At 50.4% G+C, this 20,014-nt stretch carries 18 protein-coding genes; 10 read left to right on the top strand and 8 right to left on the bottom strand.

Going from position 1 to position 20,014, the window contains the following annotated elements; translation table 11 throughout:
* The first annotated feature begins 68 nt into the window (after window positions 1-68).
* Window positions 69-1,082: an asparaginase gene (gene ansA / locus UC15_RS10945; protein WP_112288471.1), complete on the top strand. Its 1,014-nt coding sequence runs from the start codon at window positions 69-71 to the stop codon at window positions 1,080-1,082.
* Window positions 1,083-1,094: 12 nt separating this feature from the next.
* Window positions 1,095-1,724 (top strand): bifunctional nicotinamidase/pyrazinamidase, encoded by a 630-nt coding sequence (pncA, locus tag UC15_RS10940; protein ID WP_112288470.1) that lies wholly within the window; start codon window positions 1,095-1,097, stop codon window positions 1,722-1,724.
* A 69-nt stretch (window positions 1,725-1,793) separates the two neighbouring features.
* Here the strand turns inward: pncA and UC15_RS10935 are convergent, their stop codons facing one another.
* The 3 genes from UC15_RS10935 to msrB form a co-directional block, all read right to left on the bottom strand.
* On the bottom strand, window positions 1,794-2,396 hold the full coding sequence (locus UC15_RS10935) for a LysE family translocator (RefSeq protein ID WP_112288469.1): 603 nt from the start codon (window positions 2,394-2,396) through the stop codon (window positions 1,794-1,796).
* A gap of 100 nt (window positions 2,397-2,496) precedes the next feature.
* A complete protein-coding gene (locus UC15_RS10930) occupies window positions 2,497-2,769 on the bottom strand; it encodes a YeaC family protein (RefSeq protein WP_112288468.1) in 273 nt (90 codons plus the stop codon).
* Between the two features lie 96 nt (window positions 2,770-2,865).
* On the bottom strand, window positions 2,866-3,279 hold the full coding sequence (gene msrB / locus UC15_RS10925; RefSeq protein ID WP_112288467.1) for a peptide-methionine (R)-S-oxide reductase MsrB: 414 nt from the start codon (window positions 3,277-3,279) through the stop codon (window positions 2,866-2,868).
* A 350-nt stretch (window positions 3,280-3,629) separates the two neighbouring features.
* Here msrB and gapA point away from each other — a divergent pair, with 350 nt between their 5' ends.
* Together gapA and UC15_RS10915 are read left to right on the top strand one after the other, a co-directional pair.
* Window positions 3,630-4,628, top strand: coding sequence for a glyceraldehyde-3-phosphate dehydrogenase (gene gapA / locus UC15_RS10920; RefSeq protein ID WP_165353128.1), 999 nt, complete (start codon window positions 3,630-3,632; stop codon window positions 4,626-4,628).
* A gap of 167 nt (window positions 4,629-4,795) precedes the next feature.
* Window positions 4,796-5,665: a D-hexose-6-phosphate mutarotase gene (locus UC15_RS10915; RefSeq protein WP_112288465.1), complete on the top strand. Its 870-nt coding sequence runs from the start codon at window positions 4,796-4,798 to the stop codon at window positions 5,663-5,665.
* Window positions 5,666-5,750: 85 nt separating this feature from the next.
* Here the strand turns inward: UC15_RS10915 and UC15_RS10910 are convergent, their stop codons facing one another.
* Together UC15_RS10910 and UC15_RS10905 are read right to left on the bottom strand one after the other, a co-directional pair.
* A complete protein-coding gene (locus tag UC15_RS10910) occupies window positions 5,751-6,605 on the bottom strand; it encodes an aldo/keto reductase (protein ID WP_112288464.1) in 855 nt (284 codons plus the stop codon).
* Window positions 6,606-6,724: 119 nt separating this feature from the next.
* Complete coding sequence (locus UC15_RS10905; protein WP_112288463.1) at window positions 6,725-7,474, bottom strand: MipA/OmpV family protein; 750 nt, start codon at window positions 7,472-7,474, stop codon at window positions 6,725-6,727.
* Window positions 7,475-8,017: 543 nt separating this feature from the next.
* Between UC15_RS10905 and yeaG the strand changes: the two genes are divergently transcribed.
* From yeaG to UC15_RS10890, 3 genes are all read left to right on the top strand, one after another.
* Complete coding sequence (yeaG, locus tag UC15_RS10900; protein WP_015697208.1) at window positions 8,018-9,952, top strand: protein kinase YeaG; 1,935 nt, start codon at window positions 8,018-8,020, stop codon at window positions 9,950-9,952.
* Window positions 9,953-9,986: 34 nt separating this feature from the next.
* Window positions 9,987-11,261 carry a YeaH/YhbH family protein gene (locus UC15_RS10895; protein ID WP_112288462.1) on the top strand — a complete coding sequence of 425 codons (1,275 nt, stop codon included), beginning with the start codon at window positions 9,987-9,989 and terminating at the stop codon, window positions 11,259-11,261.
* 153 nt (window positions 11,262-11,414) lie between these two features.
* Complete coding sequence (locus UC15_RS10890) at window positions 11,415-11,714, top strand: DUF1471 domain-containing protein (RefSeq protein WP_112288461.1); 300 nt, start codon at window positions 11,415-11,417, stop codon at window positions 11,712-11,714.
* 145 nt (window positions 11,715-11,859) lie between these two features.
* Here the strand turns inward: UC15_RS10890 and UC15_RS10885 are convergent, their stop codons facing one another.
* Window positions 11,860-12,624 carry a YdiY family protein gene (locus tag UC15_RS10885; protein ID WP_112288460.1) on the bottom strand — a complete coding sequence of 255 codons (765 nt, stop codon included), beginning with the start codon at window positions 12,622-12,624 and terminating at the stop codon, window positions 11,860-11,862.
* Between the two features lie 469 nt (window positions 12,625-13,093).
* Between UC15_RS10885 and nadE the strand changes: the two genes are divergently transcribed.
* A complete protein-coding gene (gene nadE / locus UC15_RS10880; protein ID WP_112288459.1) occupies window positions 13,094-13,924 on the top strand; it encodes an ammonia-dependent NAD(+) synthetase in 831 nt (276 codons plus the stop codon).
* 150 nt (window positions 13,925-14,074) lie between these two features.
* Window positions 14,075-15,271: a multidrug effflux MFS transporter gene (locus UC15_RS10875; RefSeq protein WP_112288510.1), complete on the top strand. Its 1,197-nt coding sequence runs from the start codon at window positions 14,075-14,077 to the stop codon at window positions 15,269-15,271.
* Window positions 15,272-15,280: 9 nt separating this feature from the next.
* Here the strand turns inward: UC15_RS10875 and dadX are convergent, their stop codons facing one another.
* The gene (gene dadX, locus UC15_RS10870; RefSeq protein ID WP_112288458.1) at window positions 15,281-16,354 is read right to left on the bottom strand and encodes a catabolic alanine racemase DadX; all 1,074 of its coding nucleotides are present in this window, start codon (window positions 16,352-16,354) and stop codon (window positions 15,281-15,283) included.
* A 72-nt stretch (window positions 16,355-16,426) separates the two neighbouring features.
* The gene (locus UC15_RS10865; protein WP_112288457.1) at window positions 16,427-17,728 is read right to left on the bottom strand and encodes a D-amino acid dehydrogenase; all 1,302 of its coding nucleotides are present in this window, start codon (window positions 17,726-17,728) and stop codon (window positions 16,427-16,429) included.
* 646 nt (window positions 17,729-18,374) lie between these two features.
* Here UC15_RS10865 and UC15_RS10860 point away from each other — a divergent pair.
* Window positions 18,375-19,910: a SpoVR family protein gene (locus UC15_RS10860; protein ID WP_112288456.1), complete on the top strand. Its 1,536-nt coding sequence runs from the start codon at window positions 18,375-18,377 to the stop codon at window positions 19,908-19,910.
* Window positions 19,911-20,014: the final 104 nt, after the last annotated feature.

The following is a 20,014-nucleotide window of genomic DNA, read 5'->3' as shown; positions in this document are numbered from 1 at the left end:
GACACCCGTCGCGAAGCCTTTATACTTAGCGCAGTTGCTTTCACCTTTCTAAAAAAAGAACATCGTCGATGACTAAAAAATCTATTTACGTTGCCTACACCGGCGGCACAATCGGTATGCAGCGTTCTGAACAGGGTTACATTCCGGTTTCCGGACATTTACAGCGTCAGCTGGCACTAATGCCTGAATTCCATCGTCCTGAAATGCCTGAATTCACCATTAAGGAATATGCGCCACTGATGGATTCTTCCGACATGACGCCGGAAGACTGGCAGCATATCGCCGATGATATTCAGGCGCATTACGACGAGTACGACGGTTTCGTTATCCTGCATGGCACGGATACCATGGCGTTCACCGCTTCTGCGCTGTCGTTCATGCTGGAAAATCTCAGCAAGCCGGTAATTGTGACAGGGTCACAAATCCCGCTAGAAGCGTTGCGTTCCGACGGGCAGATCAACCTGCTTAACTCGCTGTACATCGCGGCGAACCATCCGGTCAACGAAGTCACCCTCTTCTTCAACAACCGTCTGTATCGCGGGAACCGCAGCACCAAAGCACACGCAGACGGTTTTGATGCCTTTGCCTCACCAAACCTTTCGCCGCTGCTGGAAGCCGGGATCCACATCCGCCGCCTTTCTACGCCGTCGCTGCCTGTTGTTCCCGCCGCAAAGCTGAAAGTACACCACATCACCCCGCAGCCTATCGGCGTGGTAACGATTTATCCGGGAATTTCCGCGGAAGTCGTGCAGAACTTCCTGATGCAACCGGTGAAAGCCCTGATCCTGCGCTCTTACGGTGTCGGTAACGCGCCTCAAAAAGGCGATTTGCTGAAAGTGCTGAAAGACGCGTCCGAACGCGGCATCGTGGTGGTTAATCTGACCCAATGCATCTCAGGGCGCGTCAATATGGGCGGCTATGCGACCGGTAACGCGCTGGCGCACTCGGGCGTGATCAGCGGGTTTGATATGACCGTCGAAGCGGCGCTGACCAAATTGCATTATCTGCTCAGCCAGACACATACTCCGGAAGAAATCCGCGAACTGATGCAGCAGAACCTGCGTGGCGAACTGACCGAATAAATAAGGGACGATATGAAATCTGCTTTATTGCTGGTCGATCTGCAAAATGATTTTTGTCGCGGCGGCGCGCTGGCGGTCACTGACGGCGATGATACGGTTGCGGTTGCTAATCAGATGATGGCGTGGTGTAAAATCCATGGCATCCCGGTGCTGGCATCACAGGACTGGCATCCTGCCGGCCATTGCAGCTTTGCCACTAACTCGCACGCAGAGGCCTGGACATCGGGCGAACTGAACGGGTTGCCGCAAGTCTGGTGGCCGGTTCACTGTGTTCAGCAGGAACCCGGGGCTGAGTTTCATCCTGCCCTGAACCTGCCGCTGGTAGACTTCGTCGTACAGAAAGGCACAAATCCGGACATCGACAGTTACAGCGCCTTTTACGATAACGGGCACCGCGCAGCAACAGTGCTGAACGACTGGCTGAAAGCGGCGCAGGTAACGCATCTGTACGTGATGGGACTTGCCACCGATTACTGCGTAAAATTCACTGTGCTCGACGCACTGGAACTGGGTTATCAGGTGACGTTGCTGACCGATGGTTGTCGTGGCGTGAACTTACAGCCGGAAGACAGCGCACAAGCGGTTGAAGCGATGCGGGCTGCAGGGGTAAAGGTCAGTACGTCCGGGGCAGTGACGGCGTGAATTTTATCGTCCTGCTAAAGGAATAGCAGGACGATAAAGAACAGCGAAATCTTTAACCCGCCCACCACTTCAATGCAGAAAACTACTCAGCGCAAAAACAACCAGTAATCCCCCACCTGCTATATTCACGACCTTTTTCAGGGTAACGGTGTTTATCTTATTCGCAGAGAAAATAAGAGCTCTGCTGACAGCGATAAGCCAGACGAACATCACCGCAATATGCACGGTCGCCAGAATCATATAATGACTGATTTCACCCTGGCTGCCGGCAAATTGCGACACCACAGTGAGATAAAACATGATGGCTTTTGGGTTGAGTACATTAGCGAGCCAGGCATCTTTTAATGTCACCTCTGACCCACTGCTATCGAACACCATTTCACGCGCATTGAGGCCACTGCGGATAAGCTGGATCCCCAGCCAGAGCAGATAGGCTGTGCCTGCGATTTTCAGAATTGTGAATAGCGTCGGGGATGCCACCAGCAAAGAGGTTATGCCCAGCCCGATAAAAATTGCATGGGTATAAATGCCGAGAGCGGTTCCGGTGAGCGTCTTAAAAAGCCCTTTCCGTCCGCCTGACAGCGCACTGTTCATGGCAAGCGTAAAACTTGCACCGGGAGACAGTGCAACGGGAAGTAGTGCGGGGATAAAACCAGCTAAATTGATGTCCATATTGGGATAAAATTGAGCGTTTATTCCTTTATTATCTGAAGGTAACATCAATTTCAAAAGGCGCTTTGTAGCGCCCTTTTTTATTCTGCTGAAGCAGTCGTTACTCAGGTTTCAGCTTTATCAGCGTTTCCTGCGCAAACTGCTGTTTCAGTTCCTGCTTACTTTTGGTGACGATCTGCCCGTCAGTGCCGATGCTCATGTGCTGAGCGTCCACGTTGTGACGTGACTGATACAACATCACGGCCTGCAGGCTGTGGTCTTTCTGTTCCGGCGTCAGCGCCACGCCATCTGGCCACTTGCCGAGTTCAACGGCCTGCACCAGGCGTGCATAGATTTCCGGTGTCATTACATCAATGAGTTGATTAATTTCCATCTGACTGAGCCCTCAGCTCCACGCTATTATTCAAACGGTTTTGAATAATAGCTGAATCGATTTTGTCGGGTAAATTACATCGTACTTATAAGCATTCTACCCGGCGGTTATGTCACCACTCTGACCATCAGTGAAACGCATTGAGGCCGAATTCACACAGTAGCGTTCGCCTGTTGGCTTTGGACCATCCGGGAAAACGTGGCCCAGATGCGCTTCACACCCTGAGCAGCGTATCTCAACGCGTTGCATATTATGAGCTTTATCAGTGAGATATTTAATCGCATCAGGTTGTACTGGCTGATAAAAACTTGGCCAGCCGCAGCCGGAATCGTATTTAGTATCGGAATAAAACAACGCGGTTCCACAGACTACGCAATGATAAATGCCTTCACGGCGGTTGTGCAGTAACTTTCCGGAAAAAGGAGGTTCTGTTCCGTGATCTTGCGTGACATAACGTTGAATTTCAGTGAGTTGCTCGGGTGCAGGGGAAGATTTGGTTATGATGCTCATGTTTATCGTTCTCTGACGAATATAAAAATCAACTAAAATAACAGTTTATAATAACAAAAAATTAACAACAGGTCTGCCCCTTTTGGCCTAAACTGTATGGCATCAGCGTTACCTGACTCGCAACTTGTGATGGCGATCACACTCCTGATGTTCCGGTACTTTATATTCAGTTTTTCGCCCCCATGTGGTTGTAAGCCGATTAAGAAAACGGAACGTGCAATAAGCGAGCAATAGTAGGTCGTCGCTTTGACTTACAGCAATAATTGACACGATTCCGCTTGACGCTCAGCAAGGTTTTTGTAATTTTACAACCAACCTTTTATTCACTAAAAAAATAGCTGGTGGAATATATGACTATCAAAGTAGGTATCAACGGTTTTGGCCGTATCGGTCGCATTGTTTTCCGTGCTGCTCAAGAACGTTCTGACATCGAGATCGTAGCAATCAACGATCTGTTAGACGCGGACTACATGGCATACATGCTGAAGTACGACTCAACTCATGGTCGTTTCAACGGTACTGTTGAAGTTAAAGACGGTCACCTGGTTGTTAACGGCAAAACCATCCGTGTTACCGCTGAGCGTGACCCAGCTAACCTGAAATGGAACGAAGTTAACGTTGACGTTGTAGCTGAAGCTACTGGTCTGTTCCTGGATGATGCGACTGCTCGTAAGCACATCACTGCAGGCGCTAAGAAAGTTGTTCTGACTGGTCCTTCTAAAGACAACACCCCAATGTTCGTTATGGGCGTTAACCATAAAGAATACGCAGGTCAGGAAATCGTTTCTAACGCATCTTGCACCACTAACTGCCTGGCACCACTGGCTAAAGTTATCAACGACAACTTCGGTATCGTTGAAGCGCTGATGACCACTGTGCATGCAACTACCGCAACTCAGAAAACTGTTGATGGCCCGTCTCACAAAGACTGGCGCGGCGGCCGCGGCGCATCCCAGAACATCATCCCTTCTTCTACCGGTGCTGCTAAAGCAGTAGGTAAAGTAATCCCAGCTCTGAACGGTAAACTGACTGGTATGGCGTTCCGCGTACCTACCCCTAACGTTTCTGTTGTTGACTTGACTGCACGTCTGGAAAAACCAGCGTCTTACAAAGAAATCTGCGCAGTAATCAAAGCAGCTTCTGAATCAGGCGACCTGAAAGGCGTTCTGGGTTACACCGAAGACGACGTAGTATCTACCGACTTCAACGGCGAAAAACTGACTTCCGTATTCGATGCGAAAGCAGGTATCGCTCTGAACGACAACTTTGTGAAACTGGTTTCCTGGTACGACAACGAAACTGGCTACTCCAACAAAGTATTGGATCTGATCGCTCACGTTTCCAAATAATTGGCAATGTGAATGAACTGATTGAAGGGCGACGCAAGTCGCCCTTTTGCTTTCTGTCGGATGCACTTTTTTATCAGCACATGAGTGCGATCAAACAGAGGGATTGGGTTCATGTGTAGTCTTGGTTCAAAATCTTAGAAGTTTTAACCCTGACAGGACTTTAGATAATGACAGAACAACTCTTTTCTCTTCCAGTCGTAAACCAGATCACTACCTCCGTCAGCCAGCGTCTTATCGACGAACTGCCGGTGCTCGTTGTTACCCATCCAAAAGTTCGTGCTGCAATTGCCCTGCAAGGCGCGCATCTGCTGTCATGGCAGCCTGAAGGTGAAGAACCTGTGCTTTGGATGAGCAGCGCCAGTGCGTTTAAAGAAGGCGTCGCTATTCGTGGCGGTATTCCAATTTGCTGGCCGTGGTTTGGTCCGGCAGGCAAACCATCACACGGTTTCGCCCGAAACATGGCATGGGAACTGACAGACCATCAGGAAACTGACGAAGGCGTTGTTCTGACCTTAACGCTGAAAAGCTCTCCTGAAACACTGGCTTTGTGGCCGCACGAATTTACGCTAACCGCACGCTTCACTCTCGGCGCAACCTGCCATATCGAACTGGAATCTACCGGTGATTTCGACGCAAACAGCGCCCTTCACACTTATTTCAATATCGGTGATATTGCCAGTGTGAGCGTCAAAGGTCTTGGCAACCACTTTATCGATAAAGTCGATGGCGCAAAAGCCAAACAAACCGAAGGCGACCTCACCTTCACTGGCCAGACTGACCGTATCTATACCCAGCCGCAGGCTACCAGTGAAATCGTCGATCCGGTGCTGAAACGCACGCTGGTTATCGCACACGAAAACAATTCAGACGTTGTTGCCTGGAACCCAGGTTCTGAATTGTCTGTCAGCATGGCGGATATGCCAGACGACGGCTACAAAACCATGGTCTGCGTCGAAACCGCGCAGGTTTCAGACAAACACATTTCTACGCATGCTGCACCAGCGCGCCTGGCGGTGACGTTCTCCATCCGCAAATAATCGCTTTGAGATTGCAGCATAGATGACAAAGGGGCCAAAAGGCCCCTTTTTGCTGTCTGATGCATGATGAAAGGAATGGAAGATTTCAGACCATATCCAGCGGCGTTTTATGTTTTGGTGCCGGAAAAGCGGCGTTAATTTGCGCTATTTCATCCGCAGACAAACTGAGCATCATCGCTGCGGCATTCTGTTTTACATGCTGCGGTTGTACGGCTTTTGGGATCGCAATCACGTTACCCGAGCGTATCACCCAAGCCAGCGCAATCTGTGAACTGCTGACGCCCCGCTCTTTCGCGATATTCTGCATCACCGGTGACGTCAGCACGTCGTGGCGTAACTTTCCCGCCTGAGCCAAAGGACAATAAGCCATCACCGGCACGCCGTGTTCTTCGCACCATGGCAGCAAATCGAATTCAATGCCACGCGCAGCCGCGTGATACAGCACCTGATTCGTCATACATTGTTCGCCACCGGTAATTTTCCACAGCGCCTGCATGTCGTCAGTATCAAGATTGGAGACGCCCCAGCGACGGATTTTGCCTGATTGTTGTAACTTCTCCATCGCGGCAACCGTGTCATGTAGCGGGATCGAACCACGCCAGTGCAACAGATAAAGGTCTATATAATCGGTTTGTAATCTTTTGAGGCTTTGCTCACAAGCTGTTATGGCTTTCGCGCCACCGGCGTTGTGCGGATAGACTTTGGATACCAGAAACACATCATCCCGCCGCCCTGCTATCGCTTCGCCGACCACTCGTTCCGCGCCACCGTCTGCATACATTTCTGCTGTGTCGATCAGCGTCATACCGGCATCCAGCCCTTGTCTTAACGCATTCACTTCAGCGCGAATATCACTGTTTCGCTCCCCCATATACCAGGTGCCTTGTCCGATTGCGGGTACAGTTTTCCCGTCTGGGAATTGCACGGTTTTCGCTTTCATCTGTTTCCTCCGGTCGGGTCGTGAGTCTCACTATCGATAAAGTTAATGAGCCATAAATGTGCAAATGGGGCGAAACGCCCCATTGATGTGCAATGTCAGCACCGTAACGGTGCATTGCATCAGAAGGTGTAAGTGACACCTGTCCAGACAATCGCCGAATATGACTTATCGACCATCGGGCTGTCTTTAACTTCATCCGCTAAACGAATATAGCGACCAGTGAAGAATGCCTGCCAGTCACGGGTGAAATTATAACGAGCAGAAAGCTCAGCGTATGGGCTAAAACTATCATCAGCCGAATAGCTGCTCAGACCGCTGCGACGTGATTCACCTTTAGTCACACCATAGTAATAGTCATTCTGATTGCTGCTGTTGAACATCACACCGAACCCAGGCACCAGCGCCCAGTTATCCTGATGGATTGGATACAGATAAGCAGCGTCCGCGACCAGACCATTACTGTTGTTCAGTACATCACCATTGAAGGTCGCGCGCAGCGTACCCCAGTCTTCAATATGTGAATACGCCAGACCAGCGTATAACGTGCCGCGACGCTTGTTCAGATGTTTCATCTGATGATCATCGCTGTCATCCGGGTCAAACCCAAATGGAACGTATGTCGTCGTAACGCTGAACTTATTCCTGTCGTCTTTCCACAGGTAGTAACCCGCAGTCAGTGATTTGAAATAGAAATCATCACCCTCATAAGACACCAGCGGTACCGGATAAACTTTGTTGTCATATCCACGATACGGGTTGACGTCACCCAATGCTGATGCGCCAAGTGACCAGGTGCCAGCCACGGCTGCATGGCTGCAAAGCACTGCCGCGCCCACGATGGACAGTGTTTTAAGGTTTGAAATTTTCATTGTCTTAATTCCATTAAGTAAAAAATCGTCGCTAGTGTAAATGAACGTTAAACATTGCGCTTAGCATTTACAGTTTTTCAGAATGTCCTGAACCGGTTTCATTACGTAAAACAGAGGCGATCGCATAATTTATCTGCAAAATATGAAATAAAAATGACTAAAGAAACAACATCCGCGCTGCAAAGCACGCCCTGTAAGGCTTTCCAGAGCATTTCCGACAACTGAGTCATTGATATGGCTTAAAAAACGCCCAACCCATAGAGGAAATTTTCCTAATGCCAAACTACGCTTATAAATAGATGAAAGACTTAGCCTGAACGGTTGCCCGTCCCACCGGGTCTGACAGTAAACAAATCATCGTGACTGTCGGCTTTGAAGGGTTCTGCAAGTTGGCATAAGGGTTGCTGTAATTCAGGTGGGAGATCTTTCTTCCGGGAGCGCTGAAAAAGCTCTCATTAACCTGTGCTATATCCAACTCGTTGGAATTGCGGTCAAACAGCGGTTCCAAGGACGAAGGGTAAAATAACGAAGGACGGGCATCGTATGAACATATTTGACCACTATCGCCAGCGCTATGAGGCTGCCAAGGACGAAGAGTTCACACTGCAGGAATTTCTTACCATTGCACGGCAAGATCGCAGTGCTTATGTCAATGCGGCGGAACGTCTGTTGATGGCAATCGGTGAACCAGTGATGGTAGATACCGCGCTTGAACCACGCCTGTCGCGTTTATTCTCGAACCGTGTTGTTGCACGATACCCTGCATTTGAAGAGTTTTACGGCATGGAAGAGGCTATCGAACAGATTGTCTCCTACCTGAAACACGCCGCGCAGGGCCTGGAAGAAAAGAAACAAATCCTCTATTTACTGGGCCCGGTGGGTGGCGGTAAATCGTCACTGGCCGAACGGCTGAAATCCCTGATGCAACGTGTACCGATTTATGTGCTGAGCGCTAATGGCGAACGAAGCCCGGTAAACGATCATCCTTTGTGTTTGTTTAACCCGCAGGAAGATGCGCATATTCTCGAAAAAGAATACAACATTCCTCCGCGCTATCTCGGCACCATCATGTCGCCATGGGCGGCAAAACGCCTGCATGAATTTGGCGGTGACATCACCAAGTTTAAAGTGGTGAAAGTCTGGCCGTCTATTCTTGAACAAATTGCCATCGCCAAAACGGAACCGGGCGATGAAAACAATCAGGACATCTCTGCGCTGGTCGGGAAAGTGGATATCCGTAAACTGGAAAACCACGCCCAAAACGATCCTGACGCTTATGGTTATTCCGGTGCGCTGTGCCGTGCAAACCAGGGTGTGATGGAATTCGTCGAGATGTTCAAAGCCCCGATTAAAGTGCTGCATCCGTTACTGACTGCGACGCAGGAAGGTAACTATAACGGTACCGAAGGGATCTCCGCCCTGCCGTTCAACGGCATTATTCTGGCGCACTCCAATGAATCTGAGTGGGTGACGTTCCGTAACAATAAGAATAATGAAGCATTCCTTGACCGTGTGTACATCGTGAAAGTGCCTTACTGCCTGCGCGTGTCTGAAGAGATGAAAATCTACGACAAACTGCTCAGCAACAGTGAGCTTTCCCATGCTCCGTGCGCGCCGGGAACTCTGGAAACGCTCGCGCGCTTCTCGATTTTGTCGCGGCTGAAAACACCTGAAAACTCCAGCAGCTATTCCAAAATGCGGGTTTACGACGGTGAAAGCCTGAAAGATACCGATCCGAAAGCCAAGTCCTATCAGGAATACCGCGACTATGCGGGTGTAGACGAAGGTATGAACGGGCTGTCGACGCGTTTCGCGTTTAAAATCCTGTCCCGCGTTTTCAACTTTGACCATGCTGAAGTGGCCGCCAACCCGGTTCATCTGTTCTATGTTCTGGAACAGCAAATCGAGCGCGAACAATTCCCGCAGGACATCGCTGAAAAATACCTGGAGCACCTGAAAGGCTATCTGATCCCGAAATACGCTGAGTTTATCGGCAAAGAGATCCAGACGGCTTATCTGGAATCCTATTCAGAATACGGACAAAACATTTTCGACCGTTATGTAACGTACGCTGATTTCTGGATACAAGATCAGGAATATCGCGACCCGGATACCGGACAACTGTTCGACCGTGAATCGCTGAATGCTGAGCTGGAGAAAATTGAAAAACCGGCCGGTATCAGCAATCCAAAAGATTTCCGCAACGAAATTGTCAACTTCGTGCTGCGTGCCCGCGCTAACAATAGCGGCCGCAATCCAAACTGGACCAGTTACGAAAAACTGCGCACGGTCATTGAGAAAAAAATGTTCTCAAATACCGAGGAATTACTGCCAGTTATCTCGTTTAACGCCAAGACGTCGACCGATGAACAGAAGAAACATGATGATTTTGTCGACAGAATGATGGAGAAAGGATATACACGCAAACAAGTTCGCTTGCTGTGTGAATGGTACCTGCGCGTAAGAAAATCCTCGTAGCAGAGGATCGTTGGCAACGTCGTTTGGGGGAAATATGACGTATTTCATTGACCGTCGACTGAATGGCAAAAACAAAAGCGCGGTGAACCGCCAGCGCTTTTTGCGCCGCTATAAGTCGCAAATCAAACAGTCGATTGCCGAGGCCATCAACAAGCGTTCGGTTACCGACGTGGACAGCGGGGAGTCGGTTTCGATCCCCAATGCTGATATCAACGAACCCATGTTTCATCAGGGTCGCGGTGGCTTACGCCACCGTGTTCACCCTGGTAATGACCACTTTGTGCAGAATGACCGCATCGAACGACCGCAAGGGGGCGGTGGCGGCGGCAGTGGTCAGGGAGAAGCCAGTCAGGACGGTGAAGGCGAAGATGAGTTTTCGTTCCAGATCTCCAAAGACGAGTATCTCGATCTGCTGTTTGAGGATCTTGCACTGCCAAACCTGCGTAAAAACCAGCATAAACAGCTTAACGAATTCAAAACCCACCGCTCCGGTTATACGTCTAACGGCGTACCGGCCAATATCAGTGTGGTGCGCTCTTTGCAAAACTCGCTGGCCCGCCGCACGGCGATGACCGCGGGTAAAAAACGGGAGCTGCGTGAGCTGGAATCGACGCTGACCGAGGTCGAGCACAGCGAACCGGCACAGTTACTCGAAGAAGAACGGCTGCGTAAAGAAATCGCCGAGTTGCGGGCGAAGATCGCGAAAACACCGTTCATTGATACCTTCGATTTACGCTATCGCAACTATGAGCGTCGCCCTGAGCCGTCAAGCCAGGCGGTGATGTTCTGTCTGATGGATGTCTCCGGTTCGATGGATCAGGCGACCAAAGACATGGCCAAACGTTTCTATATCCTGCTCTATTTGTTCCTGAGCAGAACCTATAAAAACGTCGATGTGGTCTATATCCGTCACCATACACAAGCCAAAGAAGTGGATGAACAGGAGTTCTTCTACTCACAGGAAACCGGCGGGACCATCGTTTCAAGCGCACTGAAACTGATGGATGACGTCATCAGGGAACGCTACGATCCGGCGCAGTGGAACATTTATGCCGCGCAGGCTTCCGATGGCGATAACTGGGCTGACGACTCCCCTCTGTGCCACCAGCTTCTGGCACAGAAGATTTTGCCGCTGGTGCGTTATTACAGCTACATCGAAATCACCCGCCGCGCCCACCAGACGCTGTGGCGTGAATACGAAGTGTTGCAGGAGAAATTCGATAATTTCGCCATGCAGCATATCCGCGAACAGGAAGATATTTATCCGGTGTTCAGGGAGCTGTTCCATAAGCAGGTTCAGGACCACTAATCTTTAGCCTTTCAAAACAGCGGATTATTTATTAATGACCCGCTGTTTTTTTATCTCTTACAAAATCTCATCAGACTTGGGGTATTTTTTGAAATACCGTCTAAACTTCAAAAGAGCAAAGCAATTACTTACCTCTACAAAAGGACGCTGTATATGAAAAAAATTACTTTAGCTACTACCCTGCTGATCTCTGCATTTTCTTTCAGTACTTTCAGTGCATTAGCTGCCGATCAGGTATCCAAAGAAGAAGTCGCCCACTTTAAACTGGTCAAAATCGGCAACATCCAGGTGGCTGAATCCGGCGGGAAAGTCGGTTCACCAAGTGAGTTGCACGATGAGCTCTCAAAGTTAGCGGATGAAAAAGGCGGTAAATATTACCATATCATTGCTGCCGGCCAGAAAGGCCCGAACTTTGAAGCAATAGCCACAGTATATAAAGACGCAGAGAAATAATATCTGCTCAGAAATAACGAAACCACGCCTGAGTGCGTGGTTTTTTTTTAGCGCAAAAACCTGCACGTCACACAGAAAATAATCCATAAAAAAAGCCAGAGGAATAATCCCTCTGGCTTTCTTGCATCATTTCCCGAAGGGGGAATTACATGCCGTACACCAGGTTTACAGACGTCACGGTATCGGTTTTATCCGGCGCACTGGCTGGTGGTTTGGTGTTATAGGTTACGTCATACGCCACTTTCAGGGAGAAGTGGGAGTTGATCGCAACGGTCAGCGCAGTTTCAGAGTTCAGCGTGGTTTCATCGTTCGCTAAAACAGAAACGCCCTGCGTGAAGCGAGCAGTGTCGCTGATCTGGTAACCGTAAGTGCCGGAAGCATAAGCCAGGGCACGGGTGGTATTACCGCCCTGCTGGAATTCATCATGACGAACACCCGGACCCGCTTCCAGGTTCAGCGTGTGAACCGGACCGCTCCAGATCTGACGACCATAACCCAATGTACCGACAGTACGTGAACGGTAACCGTTGTAACGGTCGCTCAGCCAGCTACCCTGACCGAAAACATAGTTCGCATTATCAAGGTTATAACGGGTACGACCACCGGCCTGGTACTTCTCGGATGAACGCACACCGGAAGAAGAAGTATTACGTGCAGAACCCCACAGGCTGTAAGCCGTGTTGGTGTCAAACCAGGTCATGGTGGTATCAGCATTCAGCGTGGAGTTGCTGGTGTTACCAGTTTGCGCACTGTAACCCGCCTGAACGTTACCCTCGAAAGGCTTTTTTGCCTGAGCAGGGTCATCTAACGCAGTGAAGATGGTGGTGTCTGCAAGGCTTGAGATACTGAACAGCGCTGCACCACAGACGATGGCACAAGCTGGTAGACGACGTACAACCCGAAAAAACATTTTGTTTCCCCAATAAGACTTAAGGCAAATAACGACATTAAAACCACACGATGTATGCCATTAATTAGGATCCGTTAATCAAGCCTGGCAACTCCATTTCGATGGCACATGCATACACATATTTCTACCGCAACAAATATAACGCACTCAGCCCAGGATATCTTAATAAAGCGGCTTTTTTAGATAGTTCCGAATGACATATATTTCCTGCAATAGAAATATACGGAATCATTACATTTCCCTTCATTGATCTCTTATTTTCAACGCCGGTCAGTAATTACTCATCGTGTGCCACACTTTACTTCTTTCCTGCCGCTTTGGTTCGAAATGTTGCGAGCCGGCAGCGTACAGATTTCCGCCGAACTCTTCGCTGAATCTTGTCCTTTTGAGCGATGCGGGGTAGTTTTATCCTGATAACGTCTTATTTTTGCCTCGGGTTCCTCGAAGGCAGGCTTCAGGAGGAGTGGTCATGGCTTTACAAAAAGAGATTATTCAGGCTCTGCACGTTAAACCGCATATCGATGCCGCACAAGAAATCCGTGTCAGCGTCGATTTTCTCAAAAGTTATCTGCTGGCCCATCCGTTCATCAGGACACTGGTGTTGGGTATCAGCGGCGGGCAGGATTCTACTCTCACCGGCAAACTTTGCCAAATGGCAATTAGCGAATTACGCGCAGAAACTCACGAAGCCGATTATCAGTTCATCGCTGTCCGTTTGCCGTATGGCGTGCAGGCTGATGAATCCGACTGTCAGGATGCCATTGCGTTCATCCAGCCTGATCAGGTTCTGACCGTCAATATTAAGAATGCCGTACTGGCAAGCGAAGCGACATTGCGCGAAATTGGTATTGAGCTGAGTGATTTCATTAAAGGTAATGAAAAAGCCCGCGAACGCATGAAAGCGCAGTACAGCATTGCCGGAATGAAAAAAGGTGTGGTGGTCGGAACTGACCATGCGGCAGAAGCCGTGACCGGATTCTTCACCAAATACGGCGATGGCGGTACTGACATTAACCCAATTTTCCGTCTGAACAAACGTCAGGGTAAAGCGTTGCTTAAAGAGCTCGGTTGCCCGGAACATTTGTATACCAAAGCCCCGACGGCGGATCTGGAAGAGAACCGCCCTGCTTTGCCGGATGAAGTTGCTCTTGGTGTGACCTACGAACTGATCGACGATTATCTCGAAGGCAAAAAAGTCGACGATAAATATGCCACGATTATCGAAGGCTGGTATCTGCGTACAGAACACAAACGCCAGCCACCGGTCACGGTGTTTGATGATTTCTGGAAGAAAAAATAATCTTTCTTGTATCTGTGCGTTAACGGACACTGACAGGTGTCCGTTTTTTTTCACAAGTCCTTCCGGCACGATTATCACAAGCTACTTTCCATTCTTTAACTAAATCATTACCCTTAGCCTCCCTTCGGATGACTGACAGTGATGTTTTCAATGCAAAAATTCCTTTTCCTGCTGCTGAGCCTGGTATTGCTTGGCCCTCTGGGTATCGACCTTTACCTTCCGGCGATCCCGGCGATTGCTCTGGGTCTGAACAGCACCGAGGCGGTCATTCAGTCCTCAATTTCACTTTTCATTCTGGTGATGGGCCTCGGCCAGCTGGTTGCCGGGCCGCTGGTTGATAAATTCGGACGCCGTCCCATCGCCATCATCGGCGTGGTGATTTATCTGGCAGGCGCGATCGTCGCCGCTACAGCCATCGCACCGTGGATGTTTCTGCTCTCGCGCGTCATTCAGGGGCTGGCAGTCTGTTGTACATCGGTGGTGATTTTCAGCGGGGTTCGTGACCGGATGAGCGGCAACGATGCCGCCCGCGCGTACGGTTTTCTCAACGGTACGCTCAACATTATCCCAGCTCTGGCGCCGCTGATTGGCGGACTGATTGCCCAATATTATGGCTGGCGTGCGCCGTTCTGGGCGCTGGCGGGTTATACGCTGGCGGTTTTGCTGCTGGTCATTTTCAAATTGCCGGAAACCCGTCCCGAAGGAACGCAAAACAATACCGGACTGCCGTTCCGTCAGTACGCACGTATCTTGTTTAATGCCCGCTTTATCACTTTCGCACTGGTTAATGCCGGCGCAATGGGTATGGCACTGACGTACGTTTCGCTGGCACCGACGGTACTGATGAATATTGCCGGACTCACCCCACTGGAATTCTCCCTGGTGTTCGGCGCAAACGGATTCTGGATCATGGGGATGAGTTTTATCGCTAACCGCATTATCCGCAAGGTAGGACGTCCGGTATGCCTGAAAACGGGCGGGATTCTGATGTTTATCGGCTGCCTCGGGCTGATTGCCGGGATAACGCTGGTTCCGCCTGCTGAACAGACCGCAACCTGGTTGTATATGTTGCCGGTGGCCAGCGCCTGCGCCGGTCTGGCGTTCCTGATGGGGCCGGCAACCAGCTATGCGCTGGAACCGTTCTCTGCCGAAGCAGGTGTCGCTTCCGCACTGGTCGGTTCGGTGCAGATGGCCGGTGGCGCGTTGCTGGGCTTTATTGCGATGGCGTTGCCGTTGCAGCCAAAGCTGAGTCTGGCGCTGGTGATGCTGGCGGGAGGGTGTCTGGCGATGCTGGCACGTCGCGCCAGTAAGAAATCGACGGGACGTCTGACCCGTCTGGAACAATAACCGCTCTCTTTAATCGATTGTCGTCACCGGTACGCGGGGTGCCAGCGCACTCAGCAGCTCATAGCCCAGCGTACCGCATGCCGTCGCCACATCATCTACCGGCAAATGATTACCCCATAACTCGACCGGTGAACCGATTTTCGCCTGCGGACACGGCGTAAGATCAACAGCCAGCATATCCATGGATACCGTCCCCACCGTGGTTGTGCACACGCCATCCACCCACACAGGTGTTCCGGACGGCGCATGGCGCGGATAACCATCAGCATAGCCACAGGCGACCACCCCTACGCGCTGCGGGCCGCTCACGTGATAACGGCCGCCATAACCCACGCGGTCACCCGCTTTAAGCTCCTGCACGGCAATCAGCTCGCTTTTTAACGTCATCACCGGTTGCAGACCGGTATCAGCGATATCTTTCCACTCACCGCTTGGCGATGCACCATAAATAATAATGCCAGGGCGCACCCAGTCATGATGGGTTTGAGGATGCCACAAGGTCGCCGCCGAGTTCGCCAGACACCGTGGCCCGCGGATATTTTGTCCGGCCAGATTAATCGCCGCCATCTGGGCATCGACACCTTCAACACTGTCGGCGGTGGCAAAATGGCTCATCAGGGTGAGTTCGCCTGCCTGTTTCAGTTCACTCAGCTGCTGCCACACAGCGCCCGCCCGCTCGGGGGGAAACCCCAGACGGTTCATGCCACTGTTCACTTTCAGGTAGATCTCAGCCGGCTGACTCAATTGCGCTTCAGCCAGTGCTTTAATTTGCCAGTCACTGTGAACGGCAGTCGTCAGACGATATTTATCAACGATCATTAAATCCTGAGGAGTGAAAAATCCCTCAAGCAGCAGAATCGGCCCCTGCCAGCCTGCTTCACGCAGCAAAATAGCTTCGTTGAAATCAAGTAATGCAAAGCCATCGGTGGAGGACAAACTGCGCCAGATGCGCGAAATTCCGTGGCCGTAGCCATTGGCTTTGACAACAGTCCAGACCTTGCTGTCAGGAGCAAAGGCACGAATGATGTTCAGATTTTGGGTTAATGCAGAAAGAGATAATGTGGCAGAAATCGGGCGAGGCATACCGGCTCCGGTAATAAGCAAAGTAATGCCCATGCAGCGTCAGGCACTGCATGGGAAATAATGTCAGCGGACTCAGCCTACCGGATGCATTTTATGCGGCCCCGCAGGACGCGCGATAAAATCCGGGCTGTAACGCTCAACCGATAAATCATCAGACGGAATGGCCGGCGTCACGCCCGACATAATATCTGACAGCAATTGCCCTGAGCCACAGGCCATCGTCCAGCCCAGTGTGCCGTGGCCGGTGTTCAGATACAGATTTTTAATGCGCGTGCGTCCGACAATCGGCGTACCGTCCGGCGTCATCGGGCGAAGACCGGTCCAGAACGTCGCCTGTCCGACATTTCCGCCATTCGGATAGAGATCTCTTACAACCATTTCCAGCGTTTCACGTCGCGCCTGTGCCAGTTTCAGATTGAAGCCGACAATTTCCGCCATGCCACCGACACGAATACGGTTATCAAAACGGGTGATGGCAATTTTGTAGGTTTCATCGAGTACGGTTGAAACCGGCGCGGACGCAGGATCGGTAATCGGGATAGTCAGGGAATATCCCTTCAGCGGATAGACCGGGATGGACACAAGGTCGCGCAACAACGCAGTTGAATAGGATCCAAATGCCACCACATAAGCATCGGCTTTCACCACCTCATCGCCGCACTGCACGCCGGTGATTTCGCCGTTTTCTACATGCAGCTTATCCACCGTGCGGTTAAATTCGAAGACAACGCCCGCCTGACGCGCCATGTCCGCCAGCTTGCGGGTAAACATCTGGCAGTCGCCGGTTTCATCATTCGGCAAACGCAGACCGCCGGTCAGCTTGTGCGCGACCTGCGCCAGCGCAGGTTCTGCGGTGGCCAGCTGACTGGACTCCAGCAGCTGATACGGCACACCCGCATCGTCAAGAACAGCAATATCTTTGGATGCACTTTCAAACTGCTGCGCGGTACGGAAAAGTTGTAACGTTCCGCCCTGACGACCTTCATACTGAATGCCGGTATCGTCACGCAATGCCTTCATGCAGTCACGACTGTATTCCGCCAGACGCACCATACGACTTTTGTTGGTCTGATAATGGTTCATGTCGCAGTTGCGCAGCATCTGCCACATCCATTTGAGCTGGAACTGCGTGCCGTCCAGACGGATTGCCAGCGGTGCATGTTTCTGGAACATCCATTTTACCGCTTTCACCGGAACGCCCGGAGCCGCCCACGGTGCGGCATAACCCGGAGAGATCTGGCCTGCATTACCCGCGCTGGTTTCCTCCGCCGGACCGGACTGACGATCAATGACCGTGACCTGATGACCCGCCTTTGCCAGATACCATGCACTGGCGACACCGACCACACCACTGCCTAAAATGACCACACGCATATCGACTCCACTCCACACCCAAACAAAGCATAATATTCTGATGACAGGAAATTAACCTGACTGAGAAAAATCACCAACACAGTCACTCATAACCGTGAGGTCTTTCACAATTATTTATCGTTCATGACGGCATTTATTTCAATAGGGTGAAATAAATAACGATATCTCGCAACATTTCATCCATCGGGAAAGAAAATCATGGTCTTATGATAGCAATGACTGCACTGATGTCACGAATCAGGGGGCGCATCAAAGCTGGTTTATGAAAAGGTTTTTATTCTTCAATAAAGCTATAAAGCCAGAATAAAAAACCACAAACATTCACAGTAGTGATATTACCTCACGGATTGAGAATTTTTGCGATTCAGGACGGGTGGGTTTTTATAAAGGGGTGAAAAACGAGGCATGGGACTGATAACACGAATACCACTCTCATCAGCGGCATTTTATGACACAAACCTGGCGGATAAGGGAAATTGACAGCCATCAGCCATGAGGATATAGAGTTAATCAGGAAGGGATCCATGGTGTTTATCTAACAGCACACTCAGATTGAGCTACGATTATCAATGGACGTGCGAAATCTTAAGAAAAGGTTGTGAATCAAACACTCTGTAGCGTCCATAACTGAATGAGGGTGCGGCTTATGACAACAGTGACCCAGAAGCAAAAAACTGAGGACAAACGTCTCAGCGACGGACCGGACTGGACGTTTGAGTTATTGCAGACCTATCTTGCGGAGATCGACCGGGTGGCCAAGTCTTACCGGCTTGAAACCTATCCCCATCAGATCGAAATCATCACCTCCGAACAAATGATGGATGCCTACTCCAGCATCGGCATGCCGATTAATTACACTCACTGGTCGTTCGGTAAGAAATTCATTGAAACCGAGCAACTTTATAAACACGGACAACAGGGTCTGGCGTATGAAATCGTCATCAACTCTAATCCCTGTATCGCCTATCTGATGGAAGAAAACACCATCACGATGCAGGCGCTGGTCATGGCTCATGCCTGTTACGGCCACAACTCTTTCTTTAAAAATAACTACCTGTTTAAAAGCTGGACTGACGCCAGTTCAATCGTCGATTACCTGCTGTTCGCCAAACGTTATATCAGCGAATGTGAAGAACGCTACGGGGTCGATGAGGTTGAACGGTTGCTCGATTCCTGTCATGCGTTGATGAATTACGGCGTCGATCGCTATAAACGTCCGCAAAAAATCTCCTTGCAGGAGGAACTGGCGCGGCAGAAAAGCCGTGAGGAATATCTGCAAAGCCAGGTGAACACGCTGTGGAAAACGTTGCCGCGCAAGGACAGCGTTGATGCACCTGAACAGGCGCGACGCTTCCCTTCAGAGCCGCAGGAAAACCTGCTGTATTTCATGGAAAAAAATGCGCCTCTGCTGGAATCCTGGCAGCGGGAGATTTTGCGTATCGTGCGTAAAATCAGCCAGTACTTTTATCCGCAGAAACAGACTCAGGTGATGAATGAAGGCTGGGCGACGTTCTGGCATTACACCATTCTTAATCATCTTTATGATGAAGGAAAAGTCACCGACCGTTTCATTCTGGAGTTTCTGCACAGCCATACCAATGTGGTGTATCAGCCGCCTTATAACAGCCCGTATTACAGCGGCATCAACCCGTATGCGCTGGGCTTTGCGATGATGCAAGATATCAAACGTATCTGTCAGGAACCAACGGAGGAAGATCGTTACTGGTTCCCGGATATCGCGGGTTCAGACTGGCTTGAAACGCTGCATTTTGCGATGCGGGATTTCAAAGATGAAAGCTTTATCAGCCAGTTCCTGTCGCCGAAAGTGATGCGTGATTTCCGGTTATTTACCGTGCTGGATGACGACCATAATAACTATCTGGAAATCGCGGCGATTCATAATGAGGAAGGTTATCGCGCCATTCGTCAGGAGTTATCGGCGCAGTATAACCTGAGTAATCACGAGCCCAACATTCAGGTCTGGAATGTCGATTTGCGCGGTGACCGCTCGCTCACGCTGCGTTATATCCCGCAAGATCGCGCACCGCTCGATAAGAGCCGCCGTGAAGTGATGAAACATGTTCATCGTCTGTGGGGCTTCGATGTGTTTATCGAGCAGCTCAACGAAGACGGCAGCGTTGAATTACTCGAACGCTGCCCGCCGCGTCCGACGCCGCTATAAACCTCCCATATTCAGACATAAAAAAGGGCGCTAAGCGCCCTGTATTTATTGTTGCTTCCCGAAATCAATCGAATTGTATCAAGGCGGCAACGAAGAGACAGTTA

Source organism: Rahnella sp. AN3-3W3 (assembly GCF_003263545.1).
Classification (GTDB): domain Bacteria; phylum Pseudomonadota; class Gammaproteobacteria; order Enterobacterales; family Enterobacteriaceae; genus Rahnella; species Rahnella variigena.
This window is presented reverse-complemented; position numbering and strand designations above follow the sequence as displayed.

Bases quoted from the DNA above. Each gene is read 5' to 3' on its own strand.
- ansA (WP_112288471.1), top strand. From the start codon at position 69: ATGACTAAAAAATCTATTTACGTTGCCTACACCGGCGGCACAATCGGT.
- pncA (WP_112288470.1), top strand. From the start codon at position 1,095: ATGAAATCTGCTTTATTGCTGGTCGATCTGCAAAATGATTTTTGTCGC.
- UC15_RS10935 (WP_112288469.1), bottom strand. From the start codon at position 2,396: ATGGACATCAATTTAGCTGGTTTTATCCCCGCACTACTTCCCGTTGCA.
- UC15_RS10930 (WP_112288468.1), bottom strand. From the start codon at position 2,769: ATGGAAATTAATCAACTCATTGATGTAATGACACCGGAAATCTATGCA.
- msrB (WP_112288467.1), bottom strand. From the start codon at position 3,279: ATGAGCATCATAACCAAATCTTCCCCTGCACCCGAGCAACTCACTGAA.
- gapA (WP_165353128.1), top strand. From the start codon at position 3,630: ATGACTATCAAAGTAGGTATCAACGGTTTTGGCCGTATCGGTCGCATT.
- UC15_RS10915 (WP_112288465.1), top strand. From the start codon at position 4,796: ATGACAGAACAACTCTTTTCTCTTCCAGTCGTAAACCAGATCACTACC.
- UC15_RS10910 (WP_112288464.1), bottom strand. From the start codon at position 6,605: ATGAAAGCGAAAACCGTGCAATTCCCAGACGGGAAAACTGTACCCGCA.
- UC15_RS10905 (WP_112288463.1), bottom strand. From the start codon at position 7,474: ATGAAAATTTCAAACCTTAAAACACTGTCCATCGTGGGCGCGGCAGTG.
- yeaG (WP_015697208.1), top strand. From the start codon at position 8,018: ATGAACATATTTGACCACTATCGCCAGCGCTATGAGGCTGCCAAGGAC.
- UC15_RS10895 (WP_112288462.1), top strand. From the start codon at position 9,987: ATGACGTATTTCATTGACCGTCGACTGAATGGCAAAAACAAAAGCGCG.
- UC15_RS10890 (WP_112288461.1), top strand. From the start codon at position 11,415: ATGAAAAAAATTACTTTAGCTACTACCCTGCTGATCTCTGCATTTTCT.
- UC15_RS10885 (WP_112288460.1), bottom strand. From the start codon at position 12,624: ATGTTTTTTCGGGTTGTACGTCGTCTACCAGCTTGTGCCATCGTCTGT.
- nadE (WP_112288459.1), top strand. From the start codon at position 13,094: ATGGCTTTACAAAAAGAGATTATTCAGGCTCTGCACGTTAAACCGCAT.
- UC15_RS10875 (WP_112288510.1), top strand. From the start codon at position 14,075: ATGCAAAAATTCCTTTTCCTGCTGCTGAGCCTGGTATTGCTTGGCCCT.
- dadX (WP_112288458.1), bottom strand. From the start codon at position 16,354: ATGCCTCGCCCGATTTCTGCCACATTATCTCTTTCTGCATTAACCCAA.
- UC15_RS10865 (WP_112288457.1), bottom strand. From the start codon at position 17,728: ATGCGTGTGGTCATTTTAGGCAGTGGTGTGGTCGGTGTCGCCAGTGCA.
- UC15_RS10860 (WP_112288456.1), top strand. From the start codon at position 18,375: ATGACAACAGTGACCCAGAAGCAAAAAACTGAGGACAAACGTCTCAGC.